Origin of the sequence: Aquamicrobium sp. NLF2-7, from assembly GCF_022359935.1 — a bacterium.
In the GTDB taxonomy this organism is placed as follows: Bacteria; Pseudomonadota; Alphaproteobacteria; order Rhizobiales; family Rhizobiaceae; genus Mesorhizobium; species Mesorhizobium lusatiense.
The window spans coordinates 585,203-602,175 of the sequence record NZ_JAKSED010000001.1 but is presented as its reverse complement, the minus strand read 5'-3'; the positions used below and the strand labels follow the sequence as shown (position 1 = coordinate 602,175).

Below are 16,973 nucleotides of genomic sequence, written 5' to 3'. Positions count from 1 at the left end.
TATCAACGGAGCGCTGGCGGGTTTGTTCCGGCAGACAAAAGAAAAGGGCGGCCGAAGCCGCCCTTTCCAATGCGAAGCCGGACTTTCTTAGAAGTCCATGCCACCCATGCCGCCCATGCCGCCGGGCATGGCCGGAGCAGCAGATTCCTTCTTCGGAGCGTCGGCGATCATGGCCTCGGTGGTGACCAGCAGGCCGGCAACCGAAGCGGCGTCCTGCAGAGCGGTGCGAACCACCTTGACCGGGTCGACGATGCCGAGCTGGATCAGGTCGCCATATTCGTCCTTGGCAGCGTTGTAGCCGTAGGTCGCGCTCTTGTTGTCGAGGATCTTGCCCACGATGATCGAAGCTTCCGCACCGGCATTGGTAGCGATCTGACGGGCCGGAGCCTGCAGAGCGCGACGGACGATGTTGATGCCGGCAGCCTGGTCGGCGTTGGCGCCTTCCGCCTTGATCGCCTGGGTAGCGCGCAGAAGAGCGACGCCGCCGCCGGGGACGATGCCTTCCTCAACCGCAGCGCGGGTGGCGTTCAGAGCGTCGTCAACGCGGTCCTTCTTCTCCTTGACCTCGACCTCGGTCGAGCCGCCAACGCGGATGACGGCGACGCCACCAGCCAGCTTGGCAAGACGCTCCTGGAGCTTCTCGCGGTCGTAATCGGAAGTGGTTTCCTCGATCTGAGCCTTGATCTGGGCAACGCGGCCCTGAATCTCGGCCTTCTTGCCGGCGCCGTCGACGATGGTGGTGTTTTCCTTCTCGATGCGCACCTTCTTGGCGCGGCCGAGCATGTCGATACCAACGTTCTCAAGCTTGATGCCGAGGTCTTCGGAGATGACCTGACCACCGGTGAGGATGGCGATGTCTTCCAGCATGGCCTTGCGGCGATCGCCGAAGCCCGGAGCCTTGACGGCAGCAATCTTCAGGCCGCCGCGCAGCTTGTTGACGACCAGCGTGGCCAGAGCCTCGCCCTCGACGTCCTCGGCGATGATGACCAGCGGCTTGGAGGTCTGAACGACAGCCTCGAGCACCGGCAGCATTGCCTGAAGGTTGGAGAGCTTCTTCTCGTGGAGAAGGATGTAGGCGTCTTCCAGCTCAGCAACCATCTTGTCGGGGTTGGTGATGAAGTAAGGCGACAGGTAGCCGCGGTCGAACTGCATGCCTTCGACGACTTCCAGCTCGGTCTCGGCAGTCTTGGCTTCCTCGACGGTGATGACACCCTCGTTGCCGACCTTCTGCATGGCCTCGGCGATCATCTCGCCGATTTCCTTCTCGCCATTGGCGGAGATGGTGCCGACCTGCGCGACTTCCTCGGAAGTCTTGATCTTCTTGGCCTTCTTGACGAGGTCGGCAACGACTTCGCCCACGGCCAGATCGATACCGCGCTTCAGGTCCATCGGGTTCATGCCGGCGGCAACGGCCTTGTGGCCTTCCTGAACGATAGCCTGCGCCAGAACGGTCGCGGTGGTGGTGCCGTCACCGGCCTTGTCGTTGGTCTTGGAAGCGACTTCGCGAACGAGCTGGGCGCCCATGTTTTCGAACTTGTCTTCCAGCTCGATTTCCTTGGCGACGGAAACGCCGTCCTTGGTGATGCGCGGAGCGCCGAACGACTTGTCGATGACGACGTTGCGGCCCTTGGGACCGAGGGTGACCTTCACCGCGTCGGCGAGGATGTTGACACCGCGCAGCATGCGCTCGCGGGCGTCACGGGAGAATTTTACGTCTTTGGCAGCCATTGCTTACTCCTGGACCTTTGGTCCGAAATTCGGATTGCAGTGATTGTTGAAGAATGGGAACGGCCAGATCAGCCGATGATGCCCATGATGTCGGATTCCTTCATGATCAGAAGGTCTTCGCCATTGAGCTTGACTTCGGTGCCCGACCACTTGCCGAACAGGACGCGGTCGCCGGCCTTGACGTCGAGGGCGACGAGCTTGCCGCTTTCATCGCGGGCGCCCGAGCCCACAGCTACGACTTCGCCTTCCTGCGGCTTTTCCTTGGCGGTATCGGGGATGATGATGCCGCCAGCCGTCTTCTCTTCGGACTCGACCCGGCGAACGACCACACGGTCATGAAGCGGGCGGAACTTCGTCTTTGCCATTTGATTTCCTCGGTCACAATGATGAGAAAGAATTCCTCCGTCCGGCTTGACCGGACCTGTTAGCACTCGCTTTCGGAGAGTGCTAACGAGCCATGAGATAGTCAGCCCCCCGGACGGTGTCAAGAAGCGAGTGTCGTTTCTCTGCGAACAGAAAGGGCGGTCTCGGTCAGCTTGCCAGAATCATGGCCCAGTAGCGCCATTCCGGGCGCTCCGGCCGGGTTGCCCAGGCAAGGCCGAAGCGGCGAAAACGCCCGTCCAGCATGTTGCGGCGATGGGGCGGCGAATTCATCCACATATCGATGGCGCGGGGGGCATCCATGCGCCCTTCGGCAATATTCTCGGCCGCAGCGCCCCTGATGCCGTTGCTTTTGATCCGCGCCTGAAAATCTTTCCCGAAGCCGGTCGTATGGTTCATCCTGCCCGAGGCGGCCATATACTGCGCCTGTTGCAGGGCTGCCTGCTCCAGTTGGTGATCGGGCGAGACAAGCGCCAGGCCTTCGGCCGTGCGAATGCCATCCATCGTCTGGCGGGAAGCGGTCGATGCACCGCCTCCGGGACCATGCCGGGGCAGGGAACCGCAACCGGCAAGCGCTGTGAGAACCAGCGCGGCGCCGCCAGAGATCAGGTTTCGGCGGGCAGGACTGAATGAAATTTCATGGCGATTGGCAGGCAGAACAAAAGTCATGACGCCTGTAAGACCAATGATCATGGCTTTTGCCGGGCAGGCGTTTGAAATTCGAATCCTGCCCGGCAGAAGCTTACCTGGTTACGCGCAGATTGGACAACTCGTCCGCGATCTCGCGGAACGCATTGGACAGATCGTTGCCAGCCGCGTTCCAGAACAGCTTTGCCGGCTTGCTGGGATCCGTTGCATCGCGCCGATTGCGCGAGTCAGAAGAGCAGGTCTTCAGCCCGGTGATCTGTTCTTTGACCTTTGCGTCTTTTTTTGCTTCCGCCTCAAGATCAAGACCGACCGTCATGATCATGATGTTGGCTGCCTTCGCGTTCGCGCAAAGCTCCTGCAGTTTTTCGTTCATCGCCTTGGAGTAGTTTTCATTGGTGAAGGCGGTTTTGCTGTAGGTCTTGTTCGGGCCGAGAAAAAGCCGCCCATAGCTAAGCAAGCTGTGCAACGGCTTGAGGAACCCATAGTCACCGTAGATCGACTCGACCCTATCATTGTCTGCCGCAGCCGCTGTCGAGCCATTCAATTTGCGAACCTTATCCGCCCGGTAGTAGGTGTTGGCACCATCAGTCAGGACGATCACAACCTTATCATTACCACGATCGGTTTCAGGCCGGCCTTCCGTGAAAGGTTCGCCGCTGGAAAGAACCCGCCAGCCCCATGCAAGACCACTGCCGACACTTGTTCCGCCCAAAGGCTCCATCGCTGCAATCGCGTTCTTAATCTTTGTCATTCCCTCCGGTTTGGTCACATCGACCAGAGGGGTGATCGGCTGGGTTGTGCAGTTGGCATTAGGTCCATTACCCATGCCCATCTTACGGGATCCATAAGGCGCGACATACCCATATTGCCTGCCGTCTTTAAGCTTGACGTCGAAATACTTGCTGACGTTATTGGACGAACGATTTGACGAGGGCATGTTTCGATCGGAGGGATCCCAGAACTTGCTGTTCCTTTCGGGGGCTGAAGGATAGTCGTTGACCGTGATCCAGTCATTGTAGCCATTGGCTGAATCGTCAGGATAAAACATCGGGACGAACAGAGTATCAGGGACGGAGGGATCCGCTGGTGCATCGTTCAGATCGTAAGGGTAGGGACGCTGTTCAACGCATCCCTCCCATTCGGCATACCTGTCCGTCTTTGTCTGTTTGCTGTCCGTATAGTATTTGAGTTCCTCAAACAGAGTGAAACGTGTCACCACCTTATTTTCTTCAGCCTCCCAATCGGAACCTTTCTTGACGTAGACGCCATTGATTTTCTCGATTCTACGGTTGGAATTTCCGAATTTGGCTGTGCTCCAGTTGAAATTTTCATGGTGGATAGATGAGACGCCATCCATATCCATCCAGCGCTTGCCTTCGTTCTCGTTGCCGATATTTACCGAAGCAGCAAAGGGCACGAGCGCAAACTGAATGGGCTTTTCCACCTGCTTGACGCTATCGGCCTGTTTTTCCATCGTGCTGATCAGCTCTTCAGCAGCCTTTTTCAGCAGTTCCATCCGCGTGTAGGGAGAACCTTGTCCTTTTTCTTTCATCGAGCCAGAATTATCCAGCACCAACGCCACCTCCAGCGTGTTCTTGAGGCGAACCTCAGAGCATGTCAGGAAGTCATAATCCTCCGATTCTTTTCCAACCAGTGCGGCGGCTGCGGGGAAGAAAATCGGCGAATAGGTCAGCGTGGCGCACATCGTCATCGAGCCGCCGCCGACGACCTGACTTGGCAGCGTAACCTGAAGTGTGGATTTCGCCGGTGCCACATGCCGCAGATTGGCGTAGTAGAAATTGTTGGCGTAAGCGATGGCGTCGGCGTCGCTGATCTGGGACTGAATCTCGCGGGCAGTGGCAATGTTGGCCGCGTCCAGCGCGTTGCGTGTATCGAGCCGCTGGCGGGACATTTCCGAATAGTCGACAGCCAGCGCGACAGCGCCGAACAGGGGCGCCATCAGCAACCCGGTGATCATGGCATAATTGCCGCGCGTGTCGGCAAGGAATTTCCGAAGCATCTGGCTCTAGCCCCCGCTGCCAATTCTGACTGGTCGGAGGCACTATCGCTGAAACCTTTAAATTTCGGGTTTGCGCAATTGTCTAAAATTGCTCTCTTTCATTCAAAGCACGTTAACCAGCAACCGGACGGGCAAGGCAGGAAAGCTGGTGACAGTCAGGGCCGCATCGGTTAATCCGGGAGCCCGCAAGGCCATCAGGCCTGACAATCTTCGAGATACGGACGTGCCTGCCGACATGACGGTTCATTCTCCTATCATCAATTCGCTCGAAACGATCTCGGGTAACTATGCCGCATTGCTGTGCGATGTGTGGGGCGTGGTCCATAACGGGGTGGAGCATTTCCCGCTGGCGGCCTCTGCGCTGGCAGAAGCCCGGGCGAGGGGCGTGGCAGTCGTTATGATCACCAATTCGCCAAGGCTCGGAGCCGATGTCGTGACACAGATGCGCACGATCGGCGTTCCGGACGGCACCTATGACAAGCTTGTCAGTTCCGGCGATGTCACGCGCGATCTGATCGCCGAGGCGCCGCGCCGGATTTTCCATATCGGCCCCGATCGCGACACCAATATCTATGATGGGCTCGATGTCGAGCTGGTCGAGGATTTCGAGGCACAGGCAGTGGTGTGCACCGGCCCGTTCGATGATGAAACCGAAACGCCTGAGGATTATCAGGAGCTGCTGACGAGGCTGCGTTCACGCAATCTGCCCTTCATCTGCGCCAACCCCGATATTGTGGTTGAGCGCGGGGACAGGCTGATCTGGTGCGCGGGCGCGATCGCGCGTGACTACGGCCAGATGGGCGGGCGCACGCTGATTGCCGGAAAACCCCACGCACCGATCTACAAAGCTGCCCTCAGGGCTGCCGCCGACATTGTCGGGCGCGATCTGGATCGCCGGGAAGTGCTCGCAATCGGCGACGGAATCATGACCGACATAAAGGGCGCGGCCGACAATGGTGTCGATGCGCTTTACATTTCGGGGGGCATCCATGCCCGCGATTATGGCGATGCCCTGAACCCAGACCCGAAACAGCTTGCCGGTTTTCTGGAAAAGCATGGCTACGCCCCCGTGGCCGTCATGCCGCGACTGCAGTAGGGCTTCCCATGCTGGCGCGCATTGCCGGAAATGAGCAACTGCCTGCGCATCTGCGCGGTGGTGTCGTGGCGATCGGAAATTTCGACGGCGTTCATCGCGGCCATCAGGCTGTGCTGGGGCGTGCGCTGGAAGAGGCCGGGAAGCGTGGCGTTCCTGCACTGGTTCTCACCTTCGAGCCCCACCCCCGCAAATTCTTCCGACCGCAGGTCCCGCTTTTCGTGCTGACGCCGCCAGCAATGAAAGCGCGTCTTCTCGAAGAACTGGGTTTTTCAGCGGTTGTGGAGCAGGCCTTCACGGAACAGTTTGCGGCACAGTCGGCGGAGGATTTCGTGGCCGGAATCCTTCAGGAAAATCTTGGCATCAGTCATGCCGTCACCGGCTTCAACTTTCACTTCGGCAAGGACCGCCAGGGCGGCCCGGCCTATCTGATGAATGCCGGGGAGCGTCACGGCTTTGGCGTGACGTTAGTGGACGCCTTTCGCGACGAAGGCGCGCAGGTCATCTCCTCCAGCCGTATAAGAGAGCTGCTGGCCGCAGGAGATGTGTCGCAGGCGGCGGGACTGCTCGGCTACCGCTTCACCGTGCAAAGCGAGGTCATCGGCGGTCAGCAACTCGGTCGCACACTGGGGTTTCCAACGGCCAATATGTGCTTGCCGGAAGATGTGGAACTGCGCGAAGGTATATATGCGGTGCGGTTCCGGCGCGCAGACGGAAGCCTTCATGATGGCGTTGCCAGTTTCGGCCGCCGCCCCACGGTCAATGTCAACGGAGCGCCGCTGCTCGAAACCTTCGTGTTCGATTTCTCCGGCGATCTCTATGGCGAAGTCTGCGATGTTTCGTTTTTCGCTTATCTGCGCGGCGAAGAAAAATTCGACGGGCTTGATGCACTCGTCGCACAGATGAAGCGCGACGAGCAGGAGGCGAGGGCCATGCTGAGTGGCGTCCGAAGCCTTTCTGCTCTGGACGCCAGGATCAGCTTCTGAATGCCGGGCTCTACTTCTTGAGAGCCAGTCCGAACGCGATGAAGCTCCAGCCCTGGAAGATCAGATCGACCGCCAGGAACAGGCCAATGACCCACAGGCTGTTTACGGGCCAGCCGATGGCGATGACGATACCGGCAAGGACCGTGATGACGCCTGCCGTGACAATCCAGCCGGAACCCTTCTGTTCCCAGTTATCAAAGCCCACCCAGGCACGAAGTGCGCCGGATGCAACCAGTGATACGGCCAGCAGGAAGGTCAGGACCGTAGACGCCAGCACCGGGTTGTAGAAGGCGAATATGCCGGCCAGCGCATAAAGCAGGCCGCTGGCGAGCCAGAGGAAGAACCGGCCCCAGGTCTGCACGCCAAAAGCGTGAATGATCTCGACGACGCCTGACAAGAGCATCAGCCAGCCGACGACATAGACCGTCGCAACGGTGGCGATGAAAAGGTTGCCGAATGCGACGCCGCCGAGAATGAGAAGCAGCACCCCCAGTGCCACGAACCATCCCCATTTGGAGCGCACTTCGTCTGTAATACTGCGGATCGAATTGTTCTCTAAAGTCATGTTGCCTCTCCTGCTGAACTACCCCTCCCAAAGGCTAAGCTAGTGCGACTGCTGCGCAGCGTCCAGTGGGCCGGATCATCATAAAATTTCGGATTTAAAACAAATTTTACCAAACTGCCTGCAACAATGGTTTCAACTCCCACTTGTATTGCGTAAATGGTGAAAGATGTCTGCTTTGAAGCCCTCGGCCGCATTGTCGGCCATTGTTTTTCTGGGCACTCCGATGACTGCACATTCAGCCGATGGCATCGGCGGATGGCTGTCCGGTGACTGGTATCTCACCGTTGGTGCAACAGTGCTGGTGGCGCCCGACTTCGAGGGCAGCAAGAAATACATGCTGGGTGCGACGCCGATCATTTCGCTCGGCAAGGCCGGCAATCCGGTGCGCTTCTCATCGCGTAACGACAACATATCTCTGGCGCTGACCGATCAGGGCGATTTTCGCGCCGGCGTGACGGGCAAGTTCCTGTGGAAGCGCGACAATGACGAAGACGCCATTCGCGGGCTGGATCCGATGCGCTGGGGCGGTGAAATAGGCGGTTTCTTTGAATTCTATCCGCTGGACTGGGTGCGCATGAGGGCTGAAGTCCGTCGGGGCATCCGCGCTCACAAGGGCGTGGTCGGCGATATCGCGGTCGATGCCTTCCACGACGTCACTCCGGAAATCCGTATTTCCGGCGGACCCCGTGCATCGTTCGCGTCATCGAAATACTTCGACGCTTACTATGGCGTCACCGCAGATGAAAGCTTCCGCTCTGGCCTCAGCGAATACAATCCGGGCGGTGGCGTCCGCTCGCTTGGCGTCGGCGGCGCGGTAACATGGAAAGTGTCCGACCCTGTCACCACCAGCGTCTTCGGTGAATACTCGCGCCTGATGGGACCTGCCGCGGATTCCAGCATCGTGCGTGAGCGCGGTTCCCGCAATCAGTTCACGATGGGTGTTTCGGCCACATACCGCTTCGACTTTACCATGTAGCACCCTTTATTCCTGGGTCTGCATAGGTTAGAAGCGCGGCCATGATACATCAGCCGCACCATGTCGCCTTCGCGATACGAATTACCAGCCCGGTGCTCCGGGCGGGCTGAGATGCAACTCGCCTGCCGGAGCCGCCGGGAATTGCGGTGCGCGCGCTTCGCGCATATTCCAGAAATCACGAATTTCAGGCCCTGTGTCGAAACCGGCCGGGCAATCCATATGGCGAACCCATGACCGATACTGTCGAACCGATCGATTATTCCAAAACACTCTATCTGCCGCAGACGAATTTCCCCATGCGTGGCGGCCTGCCCGAGAAAGAGCCACAGATCGTGGCCCGCTGGGAGGAGATGGACCTCTACAGGCAGTTGCGCGAGGATGCCGCCGGCCGCCCCAAATATGTCCTGCATGACGGCCCGCCCTATGCCAACGGCACGATCCATATCGGCCATGCGCTGAACAAGATCCTCAAGGACGTCATCACCCGCTCGTTCCAGATGCGCGGCTATGACTCGAACTATGTTCCGGGATGGGATTGCCACGGCCTGCCGATCGAATGGAAGATCGAGGAAAAATACCGCGCCGCCGGCAAGAACAAGGACGAGGTGCCGATCAACGAATTCCGGCAGGAATGTCGCGAGTTCGCGCAATCATGGATCGACGTGCAGACGAAGGAGTTCCTACGGCTCGGCGTGATCGGCGATTTCAAGAAACCCTATACGACGATGAATTTCCACGCCGAGGCGCGCATCGCCGGCGAACTGCTGAAATTTGCCATGTCGGGCCAGCTCTACCGCGGCTCCAAGCCGGTTATGTGGTCCGTGGTGGAGCGCACCGCGCTGGCCGAGGCCGAGGTCGAGTATCAGGACTATGAGAGCGACACGATCTGGGTGAAATTTCCGGTCCGGCATTCGGCCAAGGACACAGTCGTTCACTTCACGAACCCGGAAACCGGGGACGGGGACGGATACGCTATAGTGGCGCCGCCGGACAGTCTCACACATGCCTCTGTCGTCATCTGGACCACCACGCCATGGACCATCCCCGGCAACCGCGCCGTCGCCTACTCGCCGCGGGTCGCTTACGGTCTGTATGAAGTTACGGCAGCGGAAAATGATTTCGGGCCTCAGGCCGGCGAAAAGCTGATCTTCGCGGATGCATTGGCTGAAGAGGCATTCGCCAAGGCCAAGCTGCAATTTAAGCGCCTGCAGGATGTGAGCGCCGAAGAACTGGCAGACATGACACTCTCCCATCCGTTCGCTGGCTTTGGCGGCGGGTATGCGTTCACGGTTCCCATGCTTCCCGGCGACCATGTCACCGACGATGCCGGCACAGGTTTCGTGCACACCGCTCCCGGCCATGGCCGGGAGGACTTTGACGCGTGGATGGATGCATCGCGTGATCTCGCAGGGCGCGGCATTGACACCGCAATCCCCTTCACCGTCGACGATGCCGGCTTCTTCACCAAGGACGCGCCGGGTTTCGGGCCGGACCGCGAGGGCGGTGCCGCGCGCGTCATCGACAACAACGGCAAGAAGGGCGATGCCAACAAGGCCGTGATCGAAGCGCTGATCGACAGAAACATGCTGTTCGCGCGCGGACGCCTCAAGCATTCCTATCCGCATTCGTGGCGTTCCAAGAAGCCAGTGATCTTCCGCAACACGCCGCAATGGTTCGTTTATATGGACAAGGAGCTCGGCGATGGCACAACGCTGCGCTCACGCGCGCTCAACGCTATCGACGCCACGCGCTTCGTGCCGGCTGCCGGCCAGACGCGTCTGCGCGCAATGATCGAGGACCGTCCCGACTGGGTGCTGTCGCGCCAGCGCGCATGGGGCGTGCCGATCTGCGTGTTCGCCGACGAGGATGGCAATGTCCTGAAAGACGAGGCCGTCAATGCCCGCATTCTCGAAGCTTTCGAGCAGGAAGGCGCGGATGCATGGTTCGCGGAAGGTGCGCGTGAGCGTTTCCTTGGCGAGCGCGCCGGCGAACCGTGGAAGATGGTTTCCGACATTCTCGATGTGTGGTTTGATTCAGGCTCCACGCATACCTTCACGCTGGAAGATCGTCCCGACCTCAAATGGCCGGCTGACGTCTATCTGGAAGGCTCGGACCAGCATCGCGGCTGGTTCCATTCCTCGCTGCTGGAAAGCTGCGGAACGCGGGGCAGGGCGCCTTACAATGCCGTCGTCACCCATGGCTTCACCATGGATGAGGATGGCCGCAAGATGTCGAAGTCGCTCGGCAACGTGGTCGTGCCTCAGGAAGTCATGTCCAAGTCCGGCGCCGACATCCTGCGCCTGTGGGTGATGACCACCGACTACTGGGAAGACCAGCGCCTCGGCAAGAACGTGCTGCAGACCAATATCGACGCCTACCGCAAGCTGCGCAACACGATCCGCTGGATGCTGGGCACGCTTGCCCATGACGATGGCGAGGACGTGCCGCTGGCGGACATGCCGGAACTGGAGCGGCTGATGCTGCACCGGCTGGCCGAGCTCGATGAGATCGTGCGTTCCGGCTATGACGGCTTCGAGTTCAAGCGAATCACCCGTGCGCTGCTCGATTTCATGGTGGTCGAGCTGTCGGCATTCTATTTCGACGTCCGCAAGGACGCGCTCTATTGTGAAGCGCCTTCCAGCGTGAAGCGCAGGGCGGCGGTACAGGTGGTGCGCCATCTGTTCGACTGCCTGGTAAAATGGCTGGCGCCCATGCTGCCGTTCACGACGGAAGAGGCATGGGGCGATCGCTATCCGCAGGAACGCTCCGTGCATCTTGCCCAGTTCCCCAAGGTGCCTTCCGAATGGCGCAATGACGAACTGGCCGCCAAATGGCGCAAGGTGCGGCAGGTGCGCAGCGTCATCACCGGGGCGCTCGAACTGGAGCGGGCCAACAAGACCATCGGGTCGTCTCTTGAGGCGGTTCCTGTCGTCTACGTGACAGACGAAGGGCTCCGTCAGGTTGTGAACGATGTCGATCTCGCCGAGATCAGCATCACCAGCGATCTGGTGATTTCGTCTGACGAGGCGCCTGCCGGTGCTTTCAGCCTGCGCGAAGTTCCTGGCGTTGCCGTGGTGATCGGCAAGGCTGTTGACCGGAACCTGCGCAAATGTGCCCGTTCCTGGCGTTATACGGACGATGTCGGCAGCGATCCCGCTTTCCCGGATGTGTCGGCGCGGGATGCCAAAGTGCTGCATGAACTAAAGGCGCAGGGGCGCATCTGATTGTGGCTGAGGGCAGCGCGTACCGGCTACGCGTTGCCCTCGCACACAGCTTAAGGTAAAGACCACGTTTCCCGACGACAAATTGTCGCCGGATTTACCATTACAAGGACATGTTGGAATTTCGACAATGTCCGGCCGGCATCAATCAGGGGGCCGCTCTAAGTGAGTTTTTTCGGCATGACTGACAAAAACCGTGGTCGCGTGGCGTTGCTGGCTTCGTTGTCCGCTTCCGGTCTTTTGCTCGCTGGCTGTGTTTCTTCGCCAACCTATGGCACTGACAAGACCGCTTCCGAGCAACTGGCGACCGATCTTACCAGTGCGCTGACATTTGCCCCGCCGAAGCGCGAGAAGATCGACTATCAGCCGCGTCCCGAACTGGTGAAGCCTTCCGCTGCCCAGAAGGCCAATCTTCCCGCACCTCAGGACAATGTCGTCACCACCGCCAGCGCACAGTGGCCCGAATCGCCGGAACAGCGCCGCGCGCGCATTCGTGCCAGTGCCACAGCCAATCAGGACAACCGCTTCTACGAGCCGGAAGTCATCAACGACATGGGAGCAGGCACTGCTTCTGCCTCGATTCCTGAAGCATCGGACAAGTTCAAGCTTACCGAGAACGCGCGTATTGCCAAAGGCAAGAGCGCAGAGGTTCAGAACCGACTTGCTCAGTCGCGGCAGGGCAGTCCCAACACGCGCCGTTATCTGAGCGAACCGCCGCTGGATTACCGTGTCGCTTCCGCCAACGCGCCGCAGGATGAGCTTGGCGAGGACGAATATGTCAAGGAGCGCAGGCTCAAGCGTGCGGCCTCCAAGAAGGGCGGCATGTTCGACTGGCTGCCCTGGTAAGCTGGCTTTCCGGTCTGATTTCACCGGCTTCTAGCGGCGCGCCCTGAAGAAATCCTTCAGAATCGTGGCCGCTTCGGTCTCGCCGAGACCGGAATAGACATCGGGCGTGTGGTGGCAGGTTGGCTGTACAAAAAAGCGCACGCCTGAAACGACAGCCCCTCCTTTTTCATCCGTCGCCGCGAAATAGAGCCTGCGCAGTCGGGCGAAAGAAATCGCGGCCGCGCACATCGTGCATGGCTCCAGAGTGACATAAAGATCGCATCCACCCAATCGCTCGGCCGAGAGCTTTGCCGCAGCTTCGCGAATGACCAGAATCTCCGCATGGGCGGTAGGATCGGCAAGTTCACGGGTGCGGTTACCGGCCTGAGCGACGACGACGCCATCGGCTACCAGAACCGCCCCGATCGGCACTTCGCCGCGTAATGCCGCATCCTTTGCCTGCTCAAGCGCCAGGGCCATGAAGTCCGGTCGCTTCATTCAATACGATCTCCCGCTATTATCCCCTCGCAAGCGGGGGCCTGTCCTGCTATCTAGCCCGCCAAAAGAGCAAACACCACATGACCGAAGACGACAGATCAAAACGCAGACCCGGAGCGAAGCCCGGCGGGCAGAAGCCGCGCGGGCCGTCCGCCGGAAAAGGGGCTGGAAAACCGGCAGCGGGCAAGAGCTTTGCCAAGCGGCCCGGCGCGGATTCGCGCTCCGGAGGCCCGAAGCGTAAATTCGACGCCGCAAACAGCGGCAATGGCACCAAGAAATTCGAGGGCCGTGATCGCCCCAAGCGCGATTTTGGAGGCGATGAGCGTCCGGCTCGCGATTTCAGGCGCTCCGATCGTCCGCAGTCGGCTGATGCCGGTGCCGAGCGGCCTTTCCGCAAGGGACCCCGGCCTGATGGCAAGCCGCCGTTCCGAAAGCGCGAGGATGGTGAACGTCCGTTCGCCGCTCGCGACGGGGATCAGCGCAGAAACGAACGGGGCGATAGACCGCAACGCGATTTTCGTCCGGACCGACGGCCACGCGAAGAGGGCGACCAGAGCAGCGGCGACACCAGGTTCGCCAGAGGTCCACGCTCGGAGGGTAAACCTTTCGCGAAGCGGGAGGGTGACGGCAAAACCTTCGCCAAGCGCGATGGCGAAAGGCCTTTTGTGAAGCGGGACGGGGGTGACAAGCCTTTTGCTCCGCGCGGCGAGCGTTCCGGCGGATTCGGCCGCAGCGATCGTCCCAAGCGTGATTTCGCGGACGATCGCAAACCCGCGGGCGGCCATTTCAGGCCGAGGCCGCGTCCCGCTGCCGAGGAGCAGGAGAGCGGCGAGCGCATAGCCAAGCGGCTGGCGCGGGCCGGCATTGCCTCGCGCCGCGATGCTGAAGAACTGATCGCGGCCGGCCGTGTCCGGGTCAATGGCGTTGTGCTTACCTCGCCGGCCTTCAATGTGCAGGCCAGTGATGTGATTCAACTCGATGGTGTCACCATCCCGCCGATTGAGCGCACGCGCCTGTTCCTGTTCCACAAGCCTGCGGGCGTGGTCACGACCAATCGTGATCCCGAAGGACGAAAGACCGTATTCGACGTGTTGCCGGCGGAGCTTCCGCGTCTGATGACCGTCGGGCGTCTCGACATCAACACGGAAGGCCTGTTGCTGCTGACCAACGATGGCGGGCTGGCGCGGGCGCTGGAATTGCCGGCCACCGGCTGGCTGAGGCGCTACCGGGTGCGTGTCCACGGCAAGGTCGACGAGCAGGCGCTGGCCGACCTTAAGAACGGCATCGCCGTCGATGGCGTATTCTACGGCGGGGCGGAAGCAAGCCTTGAACGTGTGCAGGGCAGCAATGCCTGGATCAACATCGGCCTGCGCGAAGGCAAGAACCGTGAGGTGCGTAACATTCTTGGCGCGCTCGGTCTTGAGGTCAACCGCCTGATCCGTATCTCTTACGGCCCCTTCCAGCTTGGCGAACTGCCGGAGGGCCATGTGCTGGAGATCAAGGGACGCACGCTGCGTGATCAGCTTGGTGAGCGTCTGGTCGAGGAATCCGGCGCCAATTTCGATGCCGACATCGTAAAGCCTTTCTCCAACAAGCCGGTCAGGCGCGAAGAGCGTCGGGATGGCGATTTTGACGAATCGCGTCCTGCAGCGAAGAAGTCGTCGCGCCTCGATATCGGCGAGGGCGGGCTGATCAAGCGCCGCAAGATGCGTGAAGGCAGCCGCGACGAAGCACTGGGCAAGCTGTCCACACGGCCCGGTCCGGGGTTCGGCGGCAAGCCGCCGCGCAAGGCGGAAGGTGGCAGGGAAGGCTCCCGCAACAAGGAGCGTCCGCCGCTGGATCCGCCCGGCCAGCGCAGGGCCAATGTGTGGATGGCGCCGGGCGCGCGTCCTCAGCGTGAGCGAGATCAGGATTCACCTGCCGACAAGCGTTCCGACGGTGGGCGTCCCCGGGATGGACGCCCGGACCGTGGGCCTCGCAAGCCTCAGGCCGGTGGTCGCGGCGGACCGGGCAAGGGTCCGAAGAGGTCATAGGTATGCGCATCGTTGGTGGCGAGTTTCGGGGACGGCCGCTGGTCACGCCCCATTCCGATTCCATCAGACCCACGACAGACCGCACGCGCGAGGCCGTGTTCAACGTTCTCTCGCACCGTTTTCCCGACAAACTGGAGGGGGCCCGTGTTCTGGACCTCTTCGCCGGCACCGGCGCGCTCGGTCTGGAGGCTCTGTCGCGGGGCGCCTCGCATGCCGTATTCATCGAGGAGTCCGCCGAGGGGCGGGGCCTGATCCGCACCAATGTCGAGGCATTCGGCCTGACCGGCAGGACCAAAATCTTCCGGCGTGATGCCACGGCCATCGGCAACATCGGCACCTTGTCACCGTTCGGGCTGGTGTTCGCCGATCCGCCCTATGGCAAGGGGCTTGGCGAACGCGCGCTGCGCAGCGTGCGCGAAGGCGGCTGGCTGCAACCCGGCGCGTTGTGCGTTGTGGAGGAGGTCGCCTCCATTCCGTTCGATCCCGGCCCGGATTTCCCGATCATCGATGAACGCGGTTATGGCGAGACCGTGATCCGCTTCATCGTCGCTGCCTGACTTCTGCCGCGTTCGGCCTTCACACCACCCGCAATCCTTGAGATTCGGACTGCGAACAACCGGAGACTGCCATGAGATCAGACCCGAACCGCCTTCGTTCAGCGCTTCTGGCTCTTTCACTCGGGATATTCAGTTCCACCGCCTTCGCAGACACGCCAGAAAAGAAGGAATGGGCGGTTTCCCATTTCACGCTTGAAAACGGCATGGAGGTCGTCGTCATTCCCGATGGCCGCGCGCCGATCACCACCCATATGGTATGGTACAAGGTCGGAAGCGCCGACGAGCCGCCCGGAAAATCCGGCATAGCCCATTTCTTCGAGCATCTGATGTTCAAGGGCACCAGCAATCACAAGGCCGGCGAGTTCGACCACGCCATCGCCGAGATCGGCGGCAACAACAACGCTTTCACCTCCTACGACTACACCGCCTATTTCGAAACCGTACCTTCCGACGCGCTTGAGAGCATGATGGGCTATGAGGCCGACCGCATGCGCAATCTCGTGCTCAACGACGAGGTGGTGGCTACCGAGCGTGACGTGGTGCTGGAAGAGCGCCGCTCGCGTATCGACAACGATCCAAGTGCATTGCTGGACGAGGAAGTCAGCGCAACCCTTTGGCAGAACCAGCCTTATCGCATTCCGGTCATTGGCTGGATGCAGGAGATGGAAGAACTGAACCGCAAGGATGCGCGCGAGTTCTATGATCGCTATTACACGCCCAACAACGCGGTTCTGGTGGTTGCCAGCGATCTCGATGCCGAAACCGTGAAAGCCATGGCCGAACGGACCTATGGCAAGATCGAACGGGGCCCCGAGCTGCCCGCGCGCGTTCGTCCGGTCGAGCCGGAGCAGAACACCAAGCGTACGGTCACGCTGACCGACGAAAGGGTGAGCGTTCCAAGCTTTTCCTCGCAATGGGTCGTGCCTTCCTACAACACGGCAAAACCCGGCGAGGCCGAAGCGCTCGACCTCCTTTCAGAGATACTGGGCGGCGGTCTGCGCAGCCGTCTCTATCAGGAACTGGTGGTGAAGCAGGGCATCGCGGCAAGCGCCGGCGCGTCCTACAACGGCACCATGCTCGATGCTACGAGCTTTACCGTTTACGGCACTCCACGCGGAGAGGCGACGCTGGAGCAGGTCGAACAGGCGATAAACAAGCAGATCGAGCGTATCGCAAAGGATGGCGTTACCGACGACGAGCTGGAAAAGGCCAAGAAGCGCTTTGTTCGGGCAACCATCTTTGCAAGGGATCGCCAGATCAGCATGGCCAATATGTATGGCAGCGCTCTGGCAACCGGGGCAACCGTGCAGGATTTGCAGGAATGGCCGGATCGCATCGGCAAGGTGACGGCAGAGGAGGTCAGGGCCGCTGCTGTACGCTATCTCCAGCCATCGATTTCCACCACCGGATATCTTCTGCCGACTATGAAAGCCGGGAATTAA

General features: G+C 60.4%; 14 protein-coding genes. 8 read left to right on the top strand and 6 right to left on the bottom strand.

The features are described from left to right. Positions 1 to 87: 87 nt before the first annotated feature. From groL to MIC97_RS02975, 4 genes are all read right to left on the bottom strand, one after another. Complete coding sequence (gene groL / locus MIC97_RS02990) at positions 88 to 1,728, bottom strand: chaperonin GroEL (protein WP_239798790.1); 1,641 nt, start codon at positions 1,726 to 1,728, stop codon at positions 88 to 90. Between the two features lie 68 nt (positions 1,729 to 1,796). After that, entirely contained in the window at positions 1,797 to 2,093 is a 297-nt protein-coding gene (groES, locus tag MIC97_RS02985) for a co-chaperone GroES (protein ID WP_183830146.1), read from the bottom strand. A 166-nt stretch (positions 2,094 to 2,259) separates the two neighbouring features. Beyond that, positions 2,260 to 2,802, bottom strand: coding sequence for a CAP domain-containing protein (locus MIC97_RS02980; RefSeq protein ID WP_239798789.1), 543 nt, complete (start codon positions 2,800 to 2,802; stop codon positions 2,260 to 2,262). Between the two features lie 49 nt (positions 2,803 to 2,851). Then, the gene (locus MIC97_RS02975) at positions 2,852 to 4,777 is read right to left on the bottom strand and encodes a pilus assembly protein TadG-related protein (protein WP_239798788.1); all 1,926 of its coding nucleotides are present in this window, start codon (positions 4,775 to 4,777) and stop codon (positions 2,852 to 2,854) included. Between the two features lie 235 nt (positions 4,778 to 5,012). Between MIC97_RS02975 and MIC97_RS02970 the strand changes: the two genes are divergently transcribed. Both MIC97_RS02970 and MIC97_RS02965 read left to right on the top strand, forming a co-directional pair. Beyond that, positions 5,013 to 5,873, top strand: coding sequence for a TIGR01459 family HAD-type hydrolase (locus MIC97_RS02970; RefSeq protein ID WP_239801010.1), 861 nt, complete (start codon positions 5,013 to 5,015; stop codon positions 5,871 to 5,873). Between the two features lie 8 nt (positions 5,874 to 5,881). Further along, complete coding sequence (locus MIC97_RS02965; protein ID WP_239798787.1) at positions 5,882 to 6,856, top strand: bifunctional riboflavin kinase/FAD synthetase; 975 nt, start codon at positions 5,882 to 5,884, stop codon at positions 6,854 to 6,856. A 10-nt stretch (positions 6,857 to 6,866) separates the two neighbouring features. Here the strand turns inward: MIC97_RS02965 and MIC97_RS02960 are convergent, their stop codons facing one another. Beyond that, on the bottom strand, positions 6,867 to 7,421 hold the full coding sequence (locus tag MIC97_RS02960; RefSeq protein WP_239798786.1) for an HdeD family acid-resistance protein: 555 nt from the start codon (positions 7,419 to 7,421) through the stop codon (positions 6,867 to 6,869). A 223-nt stretch (positions 7,422 to 7,644) separates the two neighbouring features. On the opposite strand from MIC97_RS02960, the gene MIC97_RS02955 reads away from it, so the two are divergent. The 3 genes from MIC97_RS02955 (at position 7,645) to MIC97_RS02945 (ending at position 12,464) form a co-directional block, all read left to right on the top strand. Continuing rightward, a complete protein-coding gene (locus MIC97_RS02955; protein ID WP_239798785.1) occupies positions 7,645 to 8,397 on the top strand; it encodes a MipA/OmpV family protein in 753 nt (250 codons plus the stop codon). Positions 8,398 to 8,627: 230 nt separating this feature from the next. Beyond that, complete coding sequence (gene ileS, locus MIC97_RS02950) at positions 8,628 to 11,621, top strand: isoleucine--tRNA ligase (protein ID WP_239798784.1); 2,994 nt, start codon at positions 8,628 to 8,630, stop codon at positions 11,619 to 11,621. A gap of 177 nt (positions 11,622 to 11,798) precedes the next feature. After that, positions 11,799 to 12,464: a hypothetical protein gene (locus tag MIC97_RS02945; RefSeq protein WP_239798783.1), complete on the top strand. Its 666-nt coding sequence runs from the start codon at positions 11,799 to 11,801 to the stop codon at positions 12,462 to 12,464. 30 nt (positions 12,465 to 12,494) lie between these two features. Here the strand turns inward: MIC97_RS02945 and MIC97_RS02940 are convergent, their stop codons facing one another. Further along, on the bottom strand, positions 12,495 to 12,941 hold the full coding sequence (locus tag MIC97_RS02940; protein WP_239798782.1) for a nucleoside deaminase: 447 nt from the start codon (positions 12,939 to 12,941) through the stop codon (positions 12,495 to 12,497). An 80-nt stretch (positions 12,942 to 13,021) separates the two neighbouring features. Here MIC97_RS02940 and MIC97_RS02935 point away from each other — a divergent pair, with 80 nt between their 5' ends. From MIC97_RS02935 to MIC97_RS02925, 3 genes are all read left to right on the top strand, one after another. Further along, positions 13,022 to 14,974 (top strand): pseudouridine synthase, encoded by a 1,953-nt coding sequence (locus tag MIC97_RS02935; RefSeq protein WP_239798781.1) that lies wholly within the window; start codon positions 13,022 to 13,024, stop codon positions 14,972 to 14,974. Positions 14,975 to 14,976: 2 nt separating this feature from the next. After that, positions 14,977 to 15,531, top strand: coding sequence for a 16S rRNA (guanine(966)-N(2))-methyltransferase RsmD (gene rsmD / locus MIC97_RS02930; RefSeq protein WP_239798780.1), 555 nt, complete (start codon positions 14,977 to 14,979; stop codon positions 15,529 to 15,531). A gap of 71 nt (positions 15,532 to 15,602) precedes the next feature. Then, a complete protein-coding gene (locus MIC97_RS02925; RefSeq protein WP_239798779.1) occupies positions 15,603 to 16,973 on the top strand; it encodes a pitrilysin family protein in 1,371 nt (456 codons plus the stop codon).